Below are 17,652 nucleotides of genomic sequence, written 5' to 3'. Positions count from 1 at the left end.
CGCCGGGATAGGCCGAAACCGCCAGAGACTGGATGACCGGAATGCATGCTCCGCCGCCGCCCGCCCGCTCCGCACCGCTCGCCGTGCAGGTCGTGCGGCAATATGCGCCCAACCGGGGCGGGCTGGAGGATGTGGTTCGCCAGCTTTCCGGACAGTTGCTGGCACGCGGCTTCCGCGTCCGCGTCGTCACGCTCGACCGGCTGTTTTCCGCACCCGACCGCACGCTGCCCGCCCGCGAGACGATCGACGGCGTGGAGGTGGTGCGCATCCCCTTTTCCGGCAGCCGCCGTTACCCGCTCGCGCCGCAGGTGTTCCGCTATATCCGCGACGCCGACATCGTGCATGTCCATGCGGTCGACTTCTTCTTCGACGCGCTTGCCTGGGGGTGGCCGCTGCATCGCCGGCCGCTTGTCGCCACGACCCATGGCGGCTTCTTCCACACGGCGAAATTCTCCGGCCTGAAAAAGATCTGGTTCAACACGATCACCCGCGTTTCCTCGCTTGGCTATCGCGGCATCGTCGGTTGCAGCGCGCAGGACGCCCGCACCTTCGCAACCGTCGCCGGCCGGCGCGTGGTCCATATCGACAACGGCGCGGATACGGCGAAATTCGCCGATGCCGGCGCACCGGCGCCGCAACGGCGTCTGGTGACCATTGGCCGTTTTTCCGTCAACAAGCGGCTCGACCGGCTGTTCGACGCCATGACGCAGCTTGTCGCGGAAAATGCCGACTGGCATCTCGACGTGGTGGGCGTGCCCGGCGATCATTCGCTCGACGATGTCGCCGCGATGATCGCGGCGCGGGGCCTGCGCGACCGGATCGGCCTGCACGCCGGCCTGCCGGACGCCGCCGTGCGCGACCTTCTGGGCAAGGTCTCGCTCTTTGCCTCCGCCTCGCAATACGAGGGTTTCGGCCTCGTCGCCGTCGAGGCGATGAGCGCCGGGCTGATGCCGCTTCTCCACCCCAATACCGCCTATGCCGATCTTGCCGGAAACCATCCGGAAATCCGGCTTTGCGACTTTTCCGACGCCCGCAAGGCCGCCGCGGACATGACCGCCGCCTTCGCGCTGCTGGAAAAGGATCCGGCCGGCTATCGCCGCGCGGCGATGACGGCAGCGGCAACCTATTCCTGGGAACGGGTGGCCGACCGCTACCTGGAGGTCTATCACACGATCCTTCAGGACAGCCGCCGCCGCCTGCCGGCCACCGGGCTTGCCGAAAGAGGCGGTCGCGCATAGCGCCTGCGCACCCCTCCCGGCCATCGCCGAAACGGAGACGACCATGCGCCCTTCCCTCAAGATTTTCTTTAGCCGGCTACTGTCTTTCGCCATAGCACTGGCGCTGCCGCTTCAGGCACAGGCCGCCTGCCTGCGCGGGGTCAATCTCGCGGGTGCGGAATTCGGCGACGGCGCGGGTGTCCACGGACGCGACTATATCTACCCCACGCAAAAGGCGGTCGCCTATTTCGCCGGCAAGGGCTTCAATGCCGTCCGCCTGCCATTTCTCTGGGAACGCTTGCAGCCGCATCCCGGCCGCGCCTTCGACACGGCGGAACGCGAACGGCTCGCCGAGGCTGTCTCCGCCTTGCGCCGCGCCGGCCTGACGGTGATCCTCGATCCGCATAATTACGGCTATTACGGCAAGGCGCAGATCGGCACGCCCGACCTTCCCGACGCCGCTTTCGCGGACCTCTGGCGTCGCCTCGCCGAAGACTACGGCAAGGACGACGGCGTCTTCTTCGGTCTGATGAACGAACCCTACGACGTCACCGCGACGCAGTGGCTTTCCGCCGCCAATGCAGCCATCGCCTCCATCCGCGAAACGGGCGCGAAGAACCTCGTTCTTGTGCCCGGGACGATCTGGTCGGGCGCCCACAGCTGGGAAAACGAGCGGCCGGGCGGGGCGAACGGCACCGTCATGCTCGGCGTCCGCGACCCGCAGGACAATTACGCCTATGAAGTCCATCAATATCTCGACGACGATTTTTCCGGCACGACGCCGGGATGCGCACGGGCGGACGACGCGGTCGCCGCGCTGGAACGCTTCACGCAATGGCTGCGCCGCAACGGCCAGCGAGGTTTTCTCGGCGAGTTCGGCGGCTCGGCCGACAAGGCCTGCCTCGACGGGCTTTCGCGCATGACGGACCTGATGGCGCGCGAAGCCGACGTCTGGCTGGGATGGACCTATTGGGCGGGCGGCGACTGGTGGCCGAAGGAGGAGCCGCTCAACATCCAGCCCGTCGATGGCGAGGACAGGCCGCAGACGGCGGCCGTCCTTTCCGGCGCGGACAAGGCCGGCTGCATGGCGCTTCGGCGGTAGCCGGCCAGTTTGTCAGCCCGGCCGGTCGCTCCAGCGCACGACCGCCGAAACGCCGAGCAGGAACCACAGAAGCGCCGCCGTCTTGATCGAATAGAACGAGTCGCTGATCAGCATCAGCAGCAGCAGATAGACGATCATCATCGAATGGAAGCGCCAGGCCTTCGCATCGGCGAAAGGTGTATGCACGAAGAGCATCCACAGCGCGATGAAGCCGAAAAGGCCGAAGGCGGTCAGCGAATAGGCCAGGCCCGAATCGGCGACGAAGATATCCGTCGTCTCGACACCGAACACCACACCCGGCGACAATTGCGTCAGGATATGCGCCGTCACCGCGAAGCGGCCGGAGATATCGTTCGGCCCGCCGCCCTCGACGGAGGTGATGCCATAGATCGCCAGCACCGCGAGCAGCAGGAAGGGCAGCACGCCCCACAGAAGCCGCGGCAGAAAGCGATAGACGGGATAGAGCAGCGTCGCCAGGAGGCAGGTGTAGAGGCCGAAACGGGCATCCGCCAGCGCCACCACCGCAAAGGCGAGGGCGAAGACGAGGAAACGGCCGGCGAAAGCCCGGCCGCGAAAGAGCGCCCAGCTATAGATCACCACCGCGAAATTTCCCATGGAGACCGGCTCCAGGAACACCGACGACACCCGATGCTGGCCGAGGAAGGGCAGGATGGTCCGCGCTTCCGGCCGTTCCCCGGAAATGAACAGGCCGCGCGTCTCGCCATAGGTCTGCTTGAGCGAGACCGAGCCGCGCGCGAGATAATAGCCGATGACGTTGAAGTAATCGAGGAAGGTCTCAAGGAACAGGTATTCGAAGAGGCCGAAGGCGACGACGATCACCGCGCTGACCATCACCAGCCGGTCGCCGACGCGCGGATCGGCGATGCGACGGCCGAGGAAGAAGAAGGCGAAGGGGATCAGGATGTCGCGGAGCGACTTGAGGTTGATCTGACCGCCCCGCAGCATGAAAAGCAGCATCATGTAGCTGACGAAGACCGCGACGAGCAGATAGAGCGCGGACCGGCGCGTCATCGCCGCAAGGAAGGCGGCGGCGACGATGACCATTTCCGCCATCATCACATGACTTTCGGAAATCCCCATGACGCGGGTGTTGACGAAACACAGGCCGGCGTTGAAGACGAGGCCGCCGATAACCGCAAACGTCGCGACAAGCCGCGCGGCCGCGGCGGCCGGCGTGTCGCGGGCCATCGCCAGGTCCAGGCGTCCGGCCGGGGACGCATAGGTCATCTCCGCCTCCCTAAGCCGCCCGGTCGCCGACAAGGATATTGCCGACGAGGCGGTCACGCCACGGCGCAATCTCGGCGACGAGCGCGTCGAGCGTCTCACCGCCAGCCGCACCGGCGGCGGAAACGACGACAATCGCATCGACCCGGCGCAGGATCGCCGGCAGGTTCGCTTCCGCCGGCGTGCCGCAGCAATCGATAACGAGAATATCGGCATGCATATCCCGGACGGCCGTGCTGACGCGGGCCGAAGACAGCGCCGTCACCTGACGCAGGCCGCCCGCGCCAAGCCGCCGGATCTGCAACAGATCGGCGAGGCCCTGCGTCCGGTCGGGACGCTCCCCGCCGTCCCGCAGCCGGGCGGTCGCCGTGGAGATGCGAACAGAACCGTGCGAACGCGGCAGCAGGCCGCGCTCGGGCGCGCGCAAACGGCCGTCGGCGAAGAGCACGTCCTTGCCGAGCGCACGCAATTCCCCGGCGATGCCGATGGCGGCCACGCCCCGGCCCGCGCCGCCAGCCGACAGCACCGCGACGGCGACGGGACCGTCCGCCGTCAGTTGCGCGTCCAGAAGATAGGCTGCGCGGGTGAAACCGGAAATACGCGGCGGACCGTCATGGCCGGCCGGCTCGCGGATGAAGGGGACGACGCGGGCGAGCTTTCCGCTCCAGCCCTGCCGGGCGGGGGCCTGCCGCTCCTTCTCGATGACCGCAAGCACGGGCGCGCCGGTCTTCGCCTCCAGATCCCTTTCCGGGCGTTTTCCGCCAGCCAGGATCTCCCGCAGCACGGCAAGAGCCCCTCCGGCCGCCGTGCCGAACAGCACCGCGGCGATCAGCACCAGCAGGCGTGGCGCACGGATCGGCTTTCCGGAGGGAACCGCTTGCGAGATGATCCGTGAATTGCCGCTGTCGAGACCCTGCTGGCGACCGAGTTCCTCGGCGCGCGTCAGAAACGCCTTGTAGACCGCATCGAGGGCGTCCGCCTCGCTGATCAATTGCGCCAGGCGGAAGCGAAGCTTGCCGTTGTCGCCGTTGGCGGCGGTCTGCTCGTCAAAACGCTTCTGCACGAAATCGAGATTGGCCTTGGCGCGCTCGTAGGTGTTCTCGGTCATTTCACGAATGCGGCCGAGTTCTCCTTCGACGGCCGATTTCATGCTGGCGACCTGCGAGCGCACCGCCTTCATCTGCGGATGGCCATTGCCGAGATTGGCGGCAAGCTCGGCCTGCCGGTCGAGCATCAGGGCATAGCGATTGCGCAACGCGGTGAGCGCGGCCGATTGCAACGCCTCCGGAATCGCTCCCGATTCCACGGCGGAAAGGTTGAGCTGGTGCGCCTGTTCATAGGCCGTCTTCTGTTGTTCGGCCTGCTGGCGCGCAACGATGAGTTGCTGGTTGAGCGCGGCAAGCTCCTGATCCGTAATGAGACCCTGCTGGCCGGTGCTAAGCAGGCCGCTCTCCGTACGGAAACTTTCCACCGCCGCACGCGCATCGAGCACGCGCTTGCGCAATTCCACCGTCTGTCCGGCGATGCTTTCGGAGGTGCGGACGCTGGCATCGAAATGGGAGGCGTCGGACAGATGCAGATAGCTCTCGCCGATGGCATTGGCGATACGGGCGGCCGTTTCGCCGTCACGATGCTTGACGGTAATGGAGAAGACGTAGGAATCGCCGGCCCGCTCGACGATCAGGTTGTCGAGAAGCGCATTGACCACGCGATCGACGGGATCGCCGCCGGCGGCGGCGCGCAGACCGCCGGCAAGATAGGGATCCTTTTCGAGCTCCAGCCGCTTCACCACATCGCTGAGGACATGGCGCGATTGCAGGACGTAGATCTGGCTTGCGACCACCTGCTGGGCATCCGTCGTGATCCCCGTATCGGCGCCGACCACCGGCCCCCGCTGCACGTCGATGTAGATTTCCGCCGTCGAGCGATAGAACGGCTTCTGCGTCAGCACGAAGGCGAGTGCGAGGAGGACGCAGACCAGCACGCAAAGGATCACATAGTGAAACCTTCTCCAGATGATCGCCGGCAATTGAAAGACGTCGATATCCATCGCGTGCCCGAATGGCCGCCAGATGGGCCGGCATGCCTGTTTGAGGGATATCGCCGTGCGGGCGGGACGCACGACGACCGATAGGTACAGGCTCCCAGAAGATGGTTAACAAAGCTTCAATTCTCCGCTCCCGCGGCGCAAGGAAAGTGCGGGCCCTCCCGGAAAACGCTGTCTTCCCGGCCGGAAGCGCCCTCACCCGGTGGTTGTCCTGAAATTCCCTTTCACCGATTCTTATCCATATCCTTTCAGCCGATCTTATGATCCCGGCGCTATTGCTTGCCGCAAGAATACGCCTGCCACGTGCACGGGACACCGAACGGCAAGAAGGAGACGACGGCCATGCAACAGACGATTCGTGACATTCTGACGAAACACGGCGGCCTTGCGATGCCGGTCGACCAGATTGCCGACACTGCCGATCTCTATGCGGCGGGCCTTTCCTCCTTCGCCTCCGTGCAGGTCATGCTGGCGGTCGAGGAAGCCTTCGACGTGGAGTTTCCCGACAACCTGCTGAACCGCAAATCCTTCCAGAACATCGCCGCCATCACGGATGCGGTGGGAAGTCTGGTCGGCGACAGGGAAGCCGTCGCATGACCATGAGCGCCGGTTCGAGCCTCGCCGCACGCGCCCAGCGCGTTGCCGCCGTGGCCGCTGCGCACGCCGACACGGTGGACGTCGACGCGCGCTTCCCGCAGGAAGCGGTCGACGCGATGATCGCCGAGCGCCTGCTTTCCATCCAGATTCCGGAGGACCTGGGCGGCGAGGACGCCGGCCTCTCCGATATCGCCGAGATCTGCTCGCTGATCGGCCAGGGCTGCTCGGCAGCCGCGATGGTGTTCGCCATGCACCACATCAAGCTTTCGAGCCTGGTGTCGCACGGGGCCGACAGCGACTGGCACCGCGCCTTCATGCGCCGCATCGTCGACGGGCAGCTGCTGCTCGCCTCCGCCACGACGGAAGGCGGCATCGGCGGCAACCTGCGCAACAGCATCTGCGCCATCGAGGTTGCGGATGGCCGTTGCCGGCTGACCAAGGATGCGACCGTCATTTCCTACGGCGCGCATGCCGACGCGATTCTCGTCACCTCCCGCTCCCATGCGGATGCGGCCTCCGCCGATCAGGTGATGACCGTCTTCACCCGGGACCAATACACGCTGGAGCGCACCCATGTCTGGGACACGCTCGGCATGCGCGGCACCTGTTCCGACGGCTATCTCTTTCAGGGCGAAGCGCCGGCGGAGCAGATCCTGCCGAAACCGTTTGCCGAAATCGCCGCCCAGTCAATGCTCGCCACCTCGCATCTCCTGTGGAGCGCGGTCTGGTACGGCATCGCGGTCAACGCGGTCGCCCGCGCGCAGGCCTTCGTCCGCGCCGCCGCGCGCAAGACCCCCGGCGTCACGCCGCCCGGCGCGCTGCGGCTGGCGGAAGCCTCCAACCTTCTGCAACTGGTGAGGTCGAACACCATCGCCGGCCTTGGGGAATACGAGGCCGCCAGGGCGGATGCCGACCGGCTTTCCTCCATGGGCTTCGCCGTCACGATGAACAATGTGAAGGTCGCCTCCTCGGAGACGATCCTTTCCATCGTCAACCACGCCATGCTGATCTGCGGCATCATGGGCTACAAGAACGGCACGCCCTACAGTCTCGGCCGGCATCTGCGCGACGCCCATTCGGCGCAGCTCATGATCTCGAACGACCGCATTCTCGGCAATACATCGAACCTGCTGCTCGTTCACAAGCAGGACACCAGCCTGACGGGGTGAAACCATGGATATGCAATCTTCCCTTCTCGACCGCCTGTTCGACGCCGGTCTGCTGATCGACACCGGCGTCGAAGGCCTCTACGGCCGCGGCGGCGCCTTCGAGGACGTGATCGCCCGCTTCGAGCGGATGATCGACGCCTATGGCGGCGGCGACGGCGCGGAGGCCATGCGCTTTCCGCCGGGCATGAACCGCGCGCATTTCGAAACCAGCGGCTACATGAAGAGCTTTCCCCAGCTTGCCGGCACCGTGCACAGTTTCTGCGGCGGCGACCTCGACCACATGAGCCTGCTGCAATGCATGGAGGTCGGCAGCGACTGGACGCAGGAGCAGAAGGCCACCGATATCGTGCTGACGCCGGCGGCCTGCTATCCGCTCTATCCGACGATCGCCAGGCGCGGGCCGCTGCCGGCCGGCGGCGGGCTCTACGACCTGCAATCCTATTGCTTCCGCCACGAACCGTCGAACGATCCGGCCCGCCAGCAATTGTTCCGCATGCGCGAATATGTCTGCATGGGCACGCAGGAACACGTCACGAACTTCCGCCAGAGCTGGATGGATCGCGGGCTGGAGATGATGGACAAGGTCGGGCTCGACGTGGCGATCGACGTCGCCAACGATCCGTTCTTCGGCCGTGCCGGGCGCATGCTGGCCAACAACCAGCGCGACCAGAACCTCAAGTTCGAACTGCTCATTCCCGTCACCTCGGCGGCCAAGCCGACGGCCTGCATGAGCTTCAACTATCATCAGGACGCCTTCGGCGCGAAATGGGGCCTCACGCTCGAAGACGGCAGCGTGGCGCACACCGCCTGCGTCGGTTTCGGCCTGGAACGCATCGCGCTCGCACTGTTCTCGCGCCACGGGATGGAGATCGCCGAATGGCCGCAAGCCGTTCGCGAGGCGCTCGGATACCCGGGCTGAACATGGATACGGTCTTCCCCGGGCTTTCGCCCGAGACCTACCGGCCGCACGCCCTCCACGACGCGGAGCGCATGTGGCCGGAGACGAATTGCTACGTCGACCTGTGGATCGAGGTGCTGAACGCCTGGGGCGCCGCGCCGGAGGCCATGCTCGGCTTCACCTTGACCCAGGATTTCGAGGGCGACCAGTTCACCTTCTTCAAGGTGCCGCTGGAGGATCTCGAAACCCTCTACGGCATCCGCTGCACGGAGCTTGCCGTCTACGACCGGGTGGAGGCGCATCTGCTGGCGCAGCTTGCGCGCGGGCGGATCTGCCTTGTGGAGATGGATAGCTACTACATGCCGGATACCCGCGGCGTCTCCTACCGCCAGGAGCACGGCAAGACGACGGTGGCGATCAACCGGCTCGACCTCGACGGCCGCGTGCTCGACTATTTTCACAACGGCGGTTTCTTCCGCCTGGAGGGCGAGGATTTCGACGGCCTGTTCCACCGCAACGACGGGCCGGACGACCTGCCCTTCCTGCCCTATGCGGAATTCGCGAAACTCCCCTCCACACGCCCCGACGAGGCCCATCTTCGCCGCGAGGCGGCCCGCCTGCTCGCCTTCCATTTCAAGCGCCGGCCGCAGGACAATCCCGTCGCCGCCTTCGCGAGCATCTTTCCCGCGCAGGTGGAGGACGTGGCCGGGCGACCCTTCGGCTTCTTCCACAAATATGCGTTCAACACGCTGCGTCAGCTCGGCGCGAATTTCGAGCTGGCGGCAACCCATTTCGACTGGATCGCACCGGACGGCCGCCTCGGCGACGCTGCGGAGGCCGCGAAAAAGATCTCCGAAACCGCCAAATCGGTGCAGTTCCAGCTCGCTCGCGCCGTGACCCGCCGCAAATTCGAGCCGCTCGGCACCGCGCTCGATCCGGCCGTGGAGGCCTGGGACAGGCTGATGGCCGCGCTTTCGGCGCGTCTCGATTGAGGAAGAAGCCATGACGGCGGATGGCAAGAGCCTTTCGGAGGGCTGGAGGCTGCTGACGACCCCGGCGGGAGCGGTGGCGGATCCTGCCGGGCTTGCCGGTCTCGACGGCGCAATCGATGCGCCGGTTCCCGGCACCGTCGCCGGCGCATTGGAACGGGCGGGCCGGTTCGATCGCGCCGCGCCCGCGCCGCTCGACCATCTCGACGCCTGGTATCTGCTCGATCTTTCCGGCGAGCCTCCCGGCGCGGCGGAGCTTGTCCTCGACGGACTCGCCACGCTGTGCGAGGTCTACTGGAATGGCGTACCGATCCTCTCGTCGGGCAGCATGTATGTTCGCCATCGCCTGCCGATCGAGCTTTCCGGCCAGGACCGTCTCGCCCTCTGCTTCCGGGCGCTGAGACCCCATATCGAAAAACGCAGGCCCCGCGCGCGCTGGCGGCCGCAGATGATCACGCCGCAAGGCCTGCGGCTCGTGCGCACCACGCTGCTCGGCCGGATGCCGGGCTGGTGCCCGGAAATCCATGCCGCCGGCCCCTGGCGACCGGTGCGCCTCGTCCGGCAGGAACCGCGCGACCCGCGCGACGTGCATATCGCCGCCCGCCTGCTCGAAGACGGAACGGGGCAGCTCGACGTGCGCCTCACGCTGGATTGCGACGACCCGCCGACGGTGGAATGCGCCGGCGTCGCGGCGACGCTGCGACGCGGCGAGGACGGGTGCTTCTCCGCCCGTCTCGCGATCCCGCAGGTCGAGGCATGGTGGCCGCATACGCATGGTCGCCCGGCGCTCCATCCGGTCGAACTGGTGATCGGCGACACCCGCCGCCCGCTTGGCCGCACCGGCTTTCGCCGCATCGAGATCGACCGGGGAGCGGACGGGCGCGACTTCGCCCTCCACGTCAACGGCGTCCGCATCTTCTGTCGCGGCGTGGTCTGGACCACCGCCGACATCGTCGACCTGCCGGGCGAACGGGCGCGCTACGCGCCGCTGCTCCAACTTGCGGCCCGGGCGGGCATGAATATGCTGCGCATCGGCGGCACCATGGTCTATGAGAGCCCGGACTTCTTCGCGCTCTGCGACGAGCTTGGTCTGATGGTCTGGCAGGACTTCATGTTCGCCAATTTCGACTATCCGGTCGGCGACGACACCTTTCTTGCCGACGTGCGGCGCGAGGTGGGGCAATTCCTCGATGCGACAGCCGCCGCGCCGTCGCTTTCCATCCTGTGCGGCGGCAGCGAGATCGATCAGCAGGCGGCGATGCTCGGCCTGCCGGAAAGCGCCCGTCGCGGCCCGCTCACCACCGAAATCCTGCCGGAACTGGCCGCCCTCTATCGGGCGGACGTACCCTATGTGGAGAATTCGCCGAGCGGCGGGGCGATGCCCTTCTCACCCGATGCCGGCGTCACCCATTACTATGGCGTCGGAGCCTATTGCCGGCCGCTGGAGGACGCGCGCCGGGCCAATGTGCGCTTCGCCGCCGAGAGCCTGGCCTTCGCCAATGTGCCGGAACAGCAGACGCTCGATGCGCATCTGCCGGTGCCGGCCGTGCACGATCCGCGCTGGAAGGCCCGGGTGCCGCGCGACCGCAACGCATCCTGGGATTTCGAGGATATTCGCGACCACTATCTGGCGCTGCTTTATGACGTCGATCCCGCCCGCCTGCGCCGGGAGGATCCGGCGCGCTATCTCGATCTTTCCCGCGCGGCAAGCGGCGCGGTGATGGAGGCGACCTTCGCGGAATGGCGCCGACCCGGCTCCACCTGCAACGGCGCGCTGGTCTGGACCTTTCAGGACCTGCTCGCCGGTCCCGGCTGGGGCGTCGTCGACGCGGCCGGCATGCCGAAACCCGCCTGGCACGCCCTGCGCCGCGCCTTCCGGCCGGTTCAGATCCTGCTTGCCGACGAAGGCACCAACGGGCTTGATCTGCATGTCCTCAACGAAAAGCCCGAAGACATGGCGCTCGCCATCGAGCTTTCCTGCCTTCGCCACGGCCGGCAGCCGGTCGTCAGCGGCCGGCGGGAACTGGCGCTTGCGCCCCGCTCTAACGCCACGCTGCCGGCGACCGCGCTGTTCGGCGCGTTCTTCGACACGACCTATGCCTTCCGTTTCGGCCCGCCCGCCCATGACGTCACGGTGGCGCGGCTGAAGGACGCCGACGGCGCGACGCTCGCCGAAGCCTTCCATTTTCCGCAAGGCCGGCGCGCCGCGATCTTCCCGGCCGTGGTGACGGCGGTGCTGGAACAGGATGCGACGGGCTGGGCGCTCGCCTTGTCGGCGGATCGTTTCGCCCAGTCGGTGATGATCGAGGCGAAGGGCTTCAGCCCTTCCGACAACTGGTTCCATCTGGCGCCGGGCGATGTGAAGACCGTGCGCCTCACCCCGCTGGCGCCGGACAGGACCGGACGCCCGTCAGGCGAGATACGGGGCCTCGGCATAGAGGCGGCGGTTTCGTTCTAAGGTCGTTTCCGGTTTCACGGGTCAGGCGGCCGATCGCCAGCCCGTCCAGCGGCCGAGCAGGAGCTGGCGCGAGCGATAGGCAAGCTTCGGCCGGCCCGTCGCCGTATAAACGAACATGCCGGCGAGCGGGCGCAGGAGATGCGGCGCGAACGTCAGGAAGCCGTAGCCGTGGCGGCGCATCACATAACCGAGACCGGCGCCGTAATTGCGCATCTTGCGCGCCGCTTCCGGCGAGGGCGGCCCGGCGCGTTCGTCCGGATGATAGCCGGTCAGCGAGGGTTCGTAGACACCGCTCGCCCCACCCTTGAGAAGCTTGAGCACCAGGTCGGGACCCTCGTAGGCGCCCCAGGGCGTTCCCGCACCGACACCCAGCTGCTCGTCGAAACCCTCCGAGCGGGCGAAGGTCTCCCGGCGCACGAAGAACACCCATTCGATCAGGGTCGTCCAGACATTCTCGCGCCGGATCGTTTCGGGCTCGGCGGGAAAGCGCGCCATGATCGTCTCGCCCTCGGCATTGATGGCGCGGCCGCAGTAGAAATCGGCCGGACGGCTTGCGACGAGCGCGGCGAAACGGTCGAGGAAATCGGGCGCATACCAGCAATCGTCGTCCGGAAAGAGGATCCATTGCCCTTTCGCCTCGGCGGCTCCCAGATTGCGCGCCCGGCTCAGGCCCCGGATCTTTGGCCGCAGGTGCCGGATATCGAGAACGCCCTGAAAGCGCGCGATGATCGGAACGAGGCGGTCGTCGGGATTCTGGTCGACGACGATAACCTCGAAATCGCGACGCTTCAGGGCGGCAAGCGATGCAAGAAGCTCGTCGAATTCGCTCGACCGGCCGAGCGTGGCGACGACCATCGAGACGAAGATGGCCGGATTGTTCGATGACATGCGCTTACCTTCTTCAAACAGCAGGCCCGGCTTCAAACAGCAGGCCCGGGACATCCATTCGCCCGTTCCCGTCATCATGTGTCGGCAAACTCTTAAAGCCGGATGAATCGCCGCCGCCGGGGCGGGCATTGCGGCGGAAACGGGCGAAAAGACCGGTTTCCTGCCACCCGGCGGCTTGATGCCGCCACCCGGACACGGCAAGGAAGAAGCGAACGCCACGCCACCGGATATCGTTTCTTGTATACGCTCGACCGCACCGAAACCTACGAACAGGAGATCCGCAAGAGCCGGTTCCGCGCCGCCGCCTTTCCGGTCGAGGACGAAGCGGAGGCCAAAGCGCGGCTTGGCGAGATTTCCGATCCTTCCGCCAACCACAATTGCTGGGCCTGGCGCATCGGGCAGGCCTATCGCTTCAGCGACGACGGCGAGCCCGGCGGCACCGCCGGCAAGCCGATCCTCCAGGCGATCGACGGACAGGAATTCGACCGCACGCTCGTCGTCGTCACGCGCTGGTTCGGCGGCATCCTGCTCGGCAGCGGCGGGCTGATCCGCGCCTATGGCGGCACTGCCGCGTCCTGCCTGCGCGCCGCCGCGCGCACGCCCGTCGTCGCACGCAGGACGATCACCGTGTCGGTCGGCTTTTCCGATCTTGCGCTGGTGCAGGCGCGCCTTGCCACCCTCGACGACGCGCTGAAGGACCAGGAAACCTTTCATGACACGGGCGCGACGCTGTCGTTCCGGGTGCCTGAGGCGACGGTGGAGGCGACGCTGCGGATGATCCTCGACCTGACCAGCGGGCGCGCCGACATTCTTGAGCCGAAGCCGGATTTCCCGGACGGGGCGAAATAAAATCGCCTTTCCAAATTCGGGCGGCCGAGAGGTCGTTTTTCGCGCCGGCGGCGGGTCTGGCCGAACGGCTTGGCGGCAGGGCGCGAAAGGACGCAAAAGTTGCGTTCCCGGCCGGGCCGGCGCAAGGCCGCCGGCTATAGGCAACCCGGTCTTTTCGGTTTATCTAGCGCCTGAACGGCTTGCCGCGGACGCCTTGCCGCGACGGAGATCCGCTCTCCCCGGGCAGCGCCTGCAAGCGCCGAAAGACAGCGAAAGGGATGAAGACCATGAGCCTGCGTATCAACGACACCGCCCCCGATTTCACCGCCGAGACGACGGTCGGCCCGATCCGCTTCCACGACTGGATCGGCGACGGCTGGGCCGTCCTCTTCTCGCATCCCAAGAATTTCACGCCAGTCTGCACCACCGAACTCGGCGCGATGGCCGGCATCGAAGGCGAATTCCGCAAGCGCGGCGTCAAGATCATCGGCATCTCCGTCGATCCGGTCGAAAGCCATGGCAAGTGGAAGGACGACATCCGTGTCGCCACCGGCTTCGACGTCGAATATCCGCTGATCGGCGACAACGACCTCAAGGTCGCCAAGCTCTACGGCATGCTGCCGGCCGGCGCGGGCGACAGCGCGGAAGGCCGCACGCCCGCCGACAACGCCACCGTGCGTTCGGTCTTCGTCATCGGACCCGACAAGAAAATCAAGCTTGTCCTGACCTATCCGATGACCACCGGCCGCAACTTCGCGGAAATCCTGCGCGCCATCGACTCCATCCAGCTCACCAGCAAGCATCAGGTCGCCACCCCCGCCAACTGGCAGCAGGGCGATGACGTGATCATCACCGGTGCGGTTTCCAACGAGGACGCCATTGCCCGTTTCGGCGCCTTCGAGACGGTCCTGCCCTATCTGCGCAAGACGCGTCAGCCGGCCGCCTGACCGTCACTGCCGGCAAGCATGCGAACGGCCCGGATCGAAGGATCCCGGGCCGTTTATCGTTTCAGGGCGCACGCGCGTGGCAGCCTTTCGGCGATGTTCCCCGCACTCTCGCCCGGGAGAAAGACGCCTTACTGCACGAGGATGGCGCGGAAATCGTTGACATTGGTGCCGGTCGGCCCCGGCACGAAAAGATCGCCGAGCGCATCGAAGGCCGTCCAGCTATCGTTGCGGGCGAGGAATTCCGCCGCATCCAGCCGTTTGCCGGCAAGGCGGCCGACCGTGCCGCCATCGGCGAAGGCGCCGGCATTGTCCTCCGATCCATCGATCCCGTCAGTATCGGCGGCCAGCGCCGAGACACCATCCAGCCCGTCGATGCCGCAGGCAAAAGACAGGAGGAACTCGCCGTTGCGGCCGCCCTTGCCCTTGCCCTTCACCGTCACCGTCGTCTCGCCGCCGGACAGCACCACGACCGGCTTAGAGAACGGCCGGTTACGGCGGGCGATCTCCGCGGCGATGGCGGCATGCACCCGGCCAACCTCGGACGCCTCTCCTTCCATCGCATCGGAGAGGATCGCCGCCTCGACGCCCTGACGGCGGGCAAGGGCGGCTGCGGCTTCCAGCGAAACGGCGGCGGAGGCCACGACGCGGACCTCGTGGCCGGCAAAGCGCGGATCGTCCGGCGTCGGCGCATCCTCGCCGCCCTCGCGAATATGGCGCAATACGGCCTCCGGCAGCGCAAGGCCGTAGCGCTCGATCAGGCGGAGCGCATCGGCGCGGGTGCTGCGGTCGGGCACGGTGGGGCCGGAGGCGACGAGCGCGGGATCGTCGCCCGGAATATCGGAAACGACCAGCGAGACGACGCGGGCCGGATGGGCAAGGGCCGCAAGCCGGCCGCCCTTGATGCGAGACACCTGCTTGCGCACGGCGTTCATGCCGGCAATCGGCATGCCGGAGGCCAGCAGCGCCCGGTTGACGGCGATCTCGTCTTCAAGCGTCAGTCCCTCCGGCGGCGCCGGCAGCAGCGCCGATCCGCCGCCGCAGACGAGCGCGACGACCAGATCGTCCGGGCCGAGGCCGCGCACCGTTTGCAGGAGCCGGGCGGCCGCGGCCAGGCCGTTTTCATCCGGCACCGGATGGGCGGCCTCCAGGACCTCGATACGCTCGCAGGGCACGGCGTAGCCGTAACGGGTGACGACCACCCCTTCCAGGGGACCGCGCCACAATTTTTCGAAGGCGCGCGCCATCTGCGCCGCACCCTTTCCGGCCCCGACGACCACGGTCCGGCCTTTCGGCTTTTCCGGCAGATGGGCAGCCAGCACCTTTTCCGGGTCGGCGGCGGCGACCGCGGCATGAAAAAGCGCCTCCAGAAAGGCGCGGGGGTCGGCGATGGTCGGCATGGGTTTCCTCCGGTACAACGTCGCGAACGGCATGGCGGCGGCCCCCGTTCGCGGCCGGCACTTTCTCCCCGATGAGCGGAAGAAACAAGAGGCATCGCCTTCCGATCGGCTGGAAAACCTGGCCGGACGGGGCTCCCCTCCCCGCCCGGCCCGCCGTCATGCGACGGCGTGGTTCGCCATGCGCTCGAGCGCCGTGACGAGACCGGAATGATCGAGCCCGCTATCGCCATGCGCGGCGCAGGAATTGAACAGCTCCTGCGTCATGGCGGTGTTCGGCAGGGCGACGCCGAGCGCCTTTGCGCCCTGAAGCGCCAGATTCAGGTCCTTCTGGTGCAGCGAGATGCGAAAACCCGGCTCGAAGGTGCGGTTGATCATGCGTTCGCCATGCACTTCGAGAATACGGGAGGAGGCAAAGCCGCCCATCAGCGCGGCGCGAACGCGGGCGGGATCGGCCCCGGCCTTGGAGGCGAAGACCAGCGCCTCGGACACCGCCTCGATCGTCAGGGCGACGATGATCTGGTTGGCGACTTTCGTCACCTGGCCGTCGCCGCAATCCCCGACCAGCGTGATATTCTTGCCCATGAGCCGGAGGAGCGGCAACGCGCGGTCGAAGCTTTCCTGCGCGCCGCCGGCCATGATCGAGAGCGAGGCGTTCCTCGCGCCGACCTCGCCGCCGGACACCGGCGCGTCGATATATTCGGCGCCGGTCTCGCGGACCCTGCCGGCGAACGCCTTCGTTTCGATCGGCGAGATCGAACTCATGTCGATGACCAGCTTGCCGGCCGAAAGACCATAGGCGACGCCGTTCTCACCGAAGAGCACGTCCTGCACTTCCGGCGTGTCCGGCAGCATCAGGATGATCGTGTCGACGGTTTCGGCAAGCAGCCTCGGCGTCTCGACGATTTGCAGGCCGTTGTCGACCAGTTCCTGTCGCGGCGGGACGACGAATTTCGAGGTGATGATCGTGTGGCCCGCATTCTGAAGATGACGCGCCATCGGCGTCCCCATGATGCCGAGGCCGATGAATCCGATTCTCGCCATGGTCTCTAGTTCCTCATCTCGATGATATCCGCGCCGCTGTCGCGCCGGTCCGCGCCGGCGAACCAGCCGAGCCCTTCCGCCGTGGTGGTGCGGGGTTTGTATTCGCAGCCGATCCAGCCGTCGTAGCCGAGCGCGGCGAGCCGTGCGAAAACGAAAGGCCAGGCGATCTCACCGGTGCCGGGCTCGTGGCGGCCGGGATTGTCGGCCAATTGTATATGGGCGATGTCACCGCGGTGACGTTCGAACGTGCCCAGCAGTTCGCCGCCGGTGCGCTGCTGGTGATAGAGGTCGTACTGAATGAACAGGTTGTCGCCACCGACCTCGCGGATGATCCCGGCCGCCTGTTCGACGGTGTTCAGATAGAAACCCGGAATATCGAAACGGTTGATCGGCTCGATCAGCAGACGGATGCCGTGCCGGCTAAGTTCGGCGGCGGCGTAAGCGAGGTTCTCGACGAAGGTCGCGCGCAATATCGCCGCATCCACGCCTTCCGGCACGATGCCGGAGAGGCAGTTGACCTGGGCGCAGCCGAGCGCTGCGGCATAGTCGGCCGCCAGCGCGACGCCGTGGCGGAACTCCTCGGTCCTGTCGGGCAGGATCGCGATGCCGCGCTCGCCCGCCGCCCAGTCGCCGGCCGGCAGATTGTGCAGCACCTGCTCAAGACCGTTGTCGTCGAGCGCCTGCCGCAGCGCCGCCTTGTCGAAATCATAGGGGAAGAGATATTCCACCCCTTTGAAGCCGGCTTCGGCGGCAAGCGCGAAACGCTCCGCAAACGGCGCTTCGGTGAAAAGCATGGTGAGATTGGCCGCGAATTTCGGCATGTCTTTCT

At 66.6% G+C, this 17,652-nt stretch carries 15 protein-coding genes; 9 read left to right on the top strand and 6 right to left on the bottom strand.

The window, feature by feature from the left end:
- Positions 1–32: 32 nt before the first annotated feature.
- Both KYK29_RS16965 and KYK29_RS16960 read left to right on the top strand, forming a co-directional pair.
- Positions 33–1,238: a glycosyltransferase family 4 protein gene (locus tag KYK29_RS16965; protein ID WP_254692086.1), complete on the top strand. Its 1,206-nt coding sequence runs from the start codon at positions 33–35 to the stop codon at positions 1,236–1,238.
- Between the two features lie 43 nt (positions 1,239–1,281).
- Positions 1,282–2,319 carry a glycoside hydrolase family 5 protein gene (locus KYK29_RS16960; protein WP_254692085.1) on the top strand — a complete coding sequence of 346 codons (1,038 nt, stop codon included), beginning with the start codon at positions 1,282–1,284 and terminating at the stop codon, positions 2,317–2,319.
- 12 nt (positions 2,320–2,331) lie between these two features.
- Here the strand turns inward: KYK29_RS16960 and KYK29_RS16955 are convergent, their stop codons facing one another.
- Both KYK29_RS16955 and KYK29_RS16950 read right to left on the bottom strand, forming a co-directional pair.
- The gene (locus KYK29_RS16955) at positions 2,332–3,567 is read right to left on the bottom strand and encodes a UDP-phosphate alpha N-acetylglucosaminyltransferase (RefSeq protein ID WP_254692084.1); all 1,236 of its coding nucleotides are present in this window, start codon (positions 3,565–3,567) and stop codon (positions 2,332–2,334) included.
- A 10-nt stretch (positions 3,568–3,577) separates the two neighbouring features.
- Positions 3,578–5,614 carry a GumC family protein gene (locus tag KYK29_RS16950; RefSeq protein WP_254692083.1) on the bottom strand — a complete coding sequence of 679 codons (2,037 nt, stop codon included), beginning with the start codon at positions 5,612–5,614 and terminating at the stop codon, positions 3,578–3,580.
- A gap of 339 nt (positions 5,615–5,953) precedes the next feature.
- Here KYK29_RS16950 and KYK29_RS16945 point away from each other — a divergent pair, with 339 nt between their 5' ends.
- Genes KYK29_RS16945 through KYK29_RS16925 form a run of 5 tightly spaced genes read left to right on the top strand, consistent with a single transcriptional unit; the run spans position 5,954 to position 11,722 of the window.
- Positions 5,954–6,208 (top strand): acyl carrier protein, encoded by a 255-nt coding sequence (locus KYK29_RS16945; protein WP_254692082.1) that lies wholly within the window; start codon positions 5,954–5,956, stop codon positions 6,206–6,208.
- Positions 6,205–7,377 (top strand): acyl-CoA dehydrogenase family protein, encoded by a 1,173-nt coding sequence (locus KYK29_RS16940; protein ID WP_254692081.1) that lies wholly within the window; start codon positions 6,205–6,207, stop codon positions 7,375–7,377. The genes KYK29_RS16945 and KYK29_RS16940 overlap by 4 nt, the downstream gene beginning before the upstream one ends.
- A gap of 4 nt (positions 7,378–7,381) precedes the next feature.
- The gene (locus KYK29_RS16935) at positions 7,382–8,296 is read left to right on the top strand and encodes an amino acid--[acyl-carrier-protein] ligase (protein ID WP_254692080.1); all 915 of its coding nucleotides are present in this window, start codon (positions 7,382–7,384) and stop codon (positions 8,294–8,296) included.
- A gap of 2 nt (positions 8,297–8,298) precedes the next feature.
- Complete coding sequence (locus KYK29_RS16930; protein WP_254692079.1) at positions 8,299–9,267, top strand: DUF1839 family protein; 969 nt, start codon at positions 8,299–8,301, stop codon at positions 9,265–9,267.
- 10 nt (positions 9,268–9,277) lie between these two features.
- Positions 9,278–11,722, top strand: coding sequence for a glycoside hydrolase family 2 protein (locus KYK29_RS16925; RefSeq protein ID WP_254692078.1), 2,445 nt, complete (start codon positions 9,278–9,280; stop codon positions 11,720–11,722).
- 21 nt (positions 11,723–11,743) lie between these two features.
- On the opposite strand, the gene KYK29_RS16920 is transcribed toward KYK29_RS16925, so the two are convergent.
- Positions 11,744–12,610, bottom strand: coding sequence for a glycosyltransferase family 2 protein (locus KYK29_RS16920; RefSeq protein WP_254692077.1), 867 nt, complete (start codon positions 12,608–12,610; stop codon positions 11,744–11,746).
- 237 nt (positions 12,611–12,847) lie between these two features.
- On the opposite strand from KYK29_RS16920, the gene KYK29_RS16915 reads away from it, so the two are divergent.
- Positions 12,848–13,459, top strand: a complete 612-nt coding sequence (locus KYK29_RS16915) for an IMPACT family protein (RefSeq protein WP_254692076.1) — start codon at positions 12,848–12,850, stop codon at positions 13,457–13,459.
- A gap of 266 nt (positions 13,460–13,725) precedes the next feature.
- On the top strand, positions 13,726–14,385 hold the full coding sequence (locus KYK29_RS16910; protein ID WP_254692075.1) for a peroxiredoxin: 660 nt from the start codon (positions 13,726–13,728) through the stop codon (positions 14,383–14,385).
- Positions 14,386–14,513: 128 nt separating this feature from the next.
- On the opposite strand, the gene KYK29_RS16905 is transcribed toward KYK29_RS16910, so the two are convergent.
- The 3 genes from KYK29_RS16905 to hyi form a co-directional block, all read right to left on the bottom strand.
- Positions 14,514–15,782 carry a glycerate kinase type-2 family protein gene (locus tag KYK29_RS16905; protein ID WP_254692074.1) on the bottom strand — a complete coding sequence of 423 codons (1,269 nt, stop codon included), beginning with the start codon at positions 15,780–15,782 and terminating at the stop codon, positions 14,514–14,516.
- 156 nt (positions 15,783–15,938) lie between these two features.
- Positions 15,939–16,823 carry a 2-hydroxy-3-oxopropionate reductase gene (locus tag KYK29_RS16900; RefSeq protein WP_254692073.1) on the bottom strand — a complete coding sequence of 295 codons (885 nt, stop codon included), beginning with the start codon at positions 16,821–16,823 and terminating at the stop codon, positions 15,939–15,941.
- Between the two features lie 5 nt (positions 16,824–16,828).
- Entirely contained in the window at positions 16,829–17,644 is an 816-nt protein-coding gene (gene hyi, locus KYK29_RS16895; RefSeq protein WP_254692072.1) for a hydroxypyruvate isomerase, read from the bottom strand.
- Positions 17,645–17,652 lie beyond the last annotated feature (8 nt).

Source organism: Shinella daejeonensis (assembly GCF_024281235.1).
Lineage (GTDB): Bacteria > Pseudomonadota > Alphaproteobacteria > Rhizobiales > Rhizobiaceae > Shinella > Shinella daejeonensis.
This window is presented reverse-complemented; position numbering and strand designations above follow the sequence as displayed.

Coding starts and splice junctions, on each gene's coding strand:
- KYK29_RS16965 (WP_254692086.1), top strand. CDS start 33: ATGACCGGAATGCATGCTCCGCCGCCGCCCGCCCGCTCCGCACCGCTC.
- KYK29_RS16960 (WP_254692085.1), top strand. CDS start 1,282: ATGCGCCCTTCCCTCAAGATTTTCTTTAGCCGGCTACTGTCTTTCGCC.
- KYK29_RS16955 (WP_254692084.1), bottom strand. CDS start 3,567: ATGACCTATGCGTCCCCGGCCGGACGCCTGGACCTGGCGATGGCCCGC.
- KYK29_RS16950 (WP_254692083.1), bottom strand. CDS start 5,614: ATGGATATCGACGTCTTTCAATTGCCGGCGATCATCTGGAGAAGGTTT.
- KYK29_RS16945 (WP_254692082.1), top strand. CDS start 5,954: ATGCAACAGACGATTCGTGACATTCTGACGAAACACGGCGGCCTTGCG.
- KYK29_RS16940 (WP_254692081.1), top strand. CDS start 6,205: ATGACCATGAGCGCCGGTTCGAGCCTCGCCGCACGCGCCCAGCGCGTT.
- KYK29_RS16935 (WP_254692080.1), top strand. CDS start 7,382: ATGGATATGCAATCTTCCCTTCTCGACCGCCTGTTCGACGCCGGTCTG.
- KYK29_RS16930 (WP_254692079.1), top strand. CDS start 8,299: ATGGATACGGTCTTCCCCGGGCTTTCGCCCGAGACCTACCGGCCGCAC.
- KYK29_RS16925 (WP_254692078.1), top strand. CDS start 9,278: ATGACGGCGGATGGCAAGAGCCTTTCGGAGGGCTGGAGGCTGCTGACG.
- KYK29_RS16920 (WP_254692077.1), bottom strand. CDS start 12,610: ATGTCATCGAACAATCCGGCCATCTTCGTCTCGATGGTCGTCGCCACG.
- KYK29_RS16910 (WP_254692075.1), top strand. CDS start 13,726: ATGAGCCTGCGTATCAACGACACCGCCCCCGATTTCACCGCCGAGACG.
- KYK29_RS16905 (WP_254692074.1), bottom strand. CDS start 15,782: ATGCCGACCATCGCCGACCCCCGCGCCTTTCTGGAGGCGCTTTTTCAT.
- KYK29_RS16900 (WP_254692073.1), bottom strand. CDS start 16,823: ATGGCGAGAATCGGATTCATCGGCCTCGGCATCATGGGGACGCCGATG.
- hyi (WP_254692072.1), bottom strand. CDS start 17,644: ATGCCGAAATTCGCGGCCAATCTCACCATGCTTTTCACCGAAGCGCCG.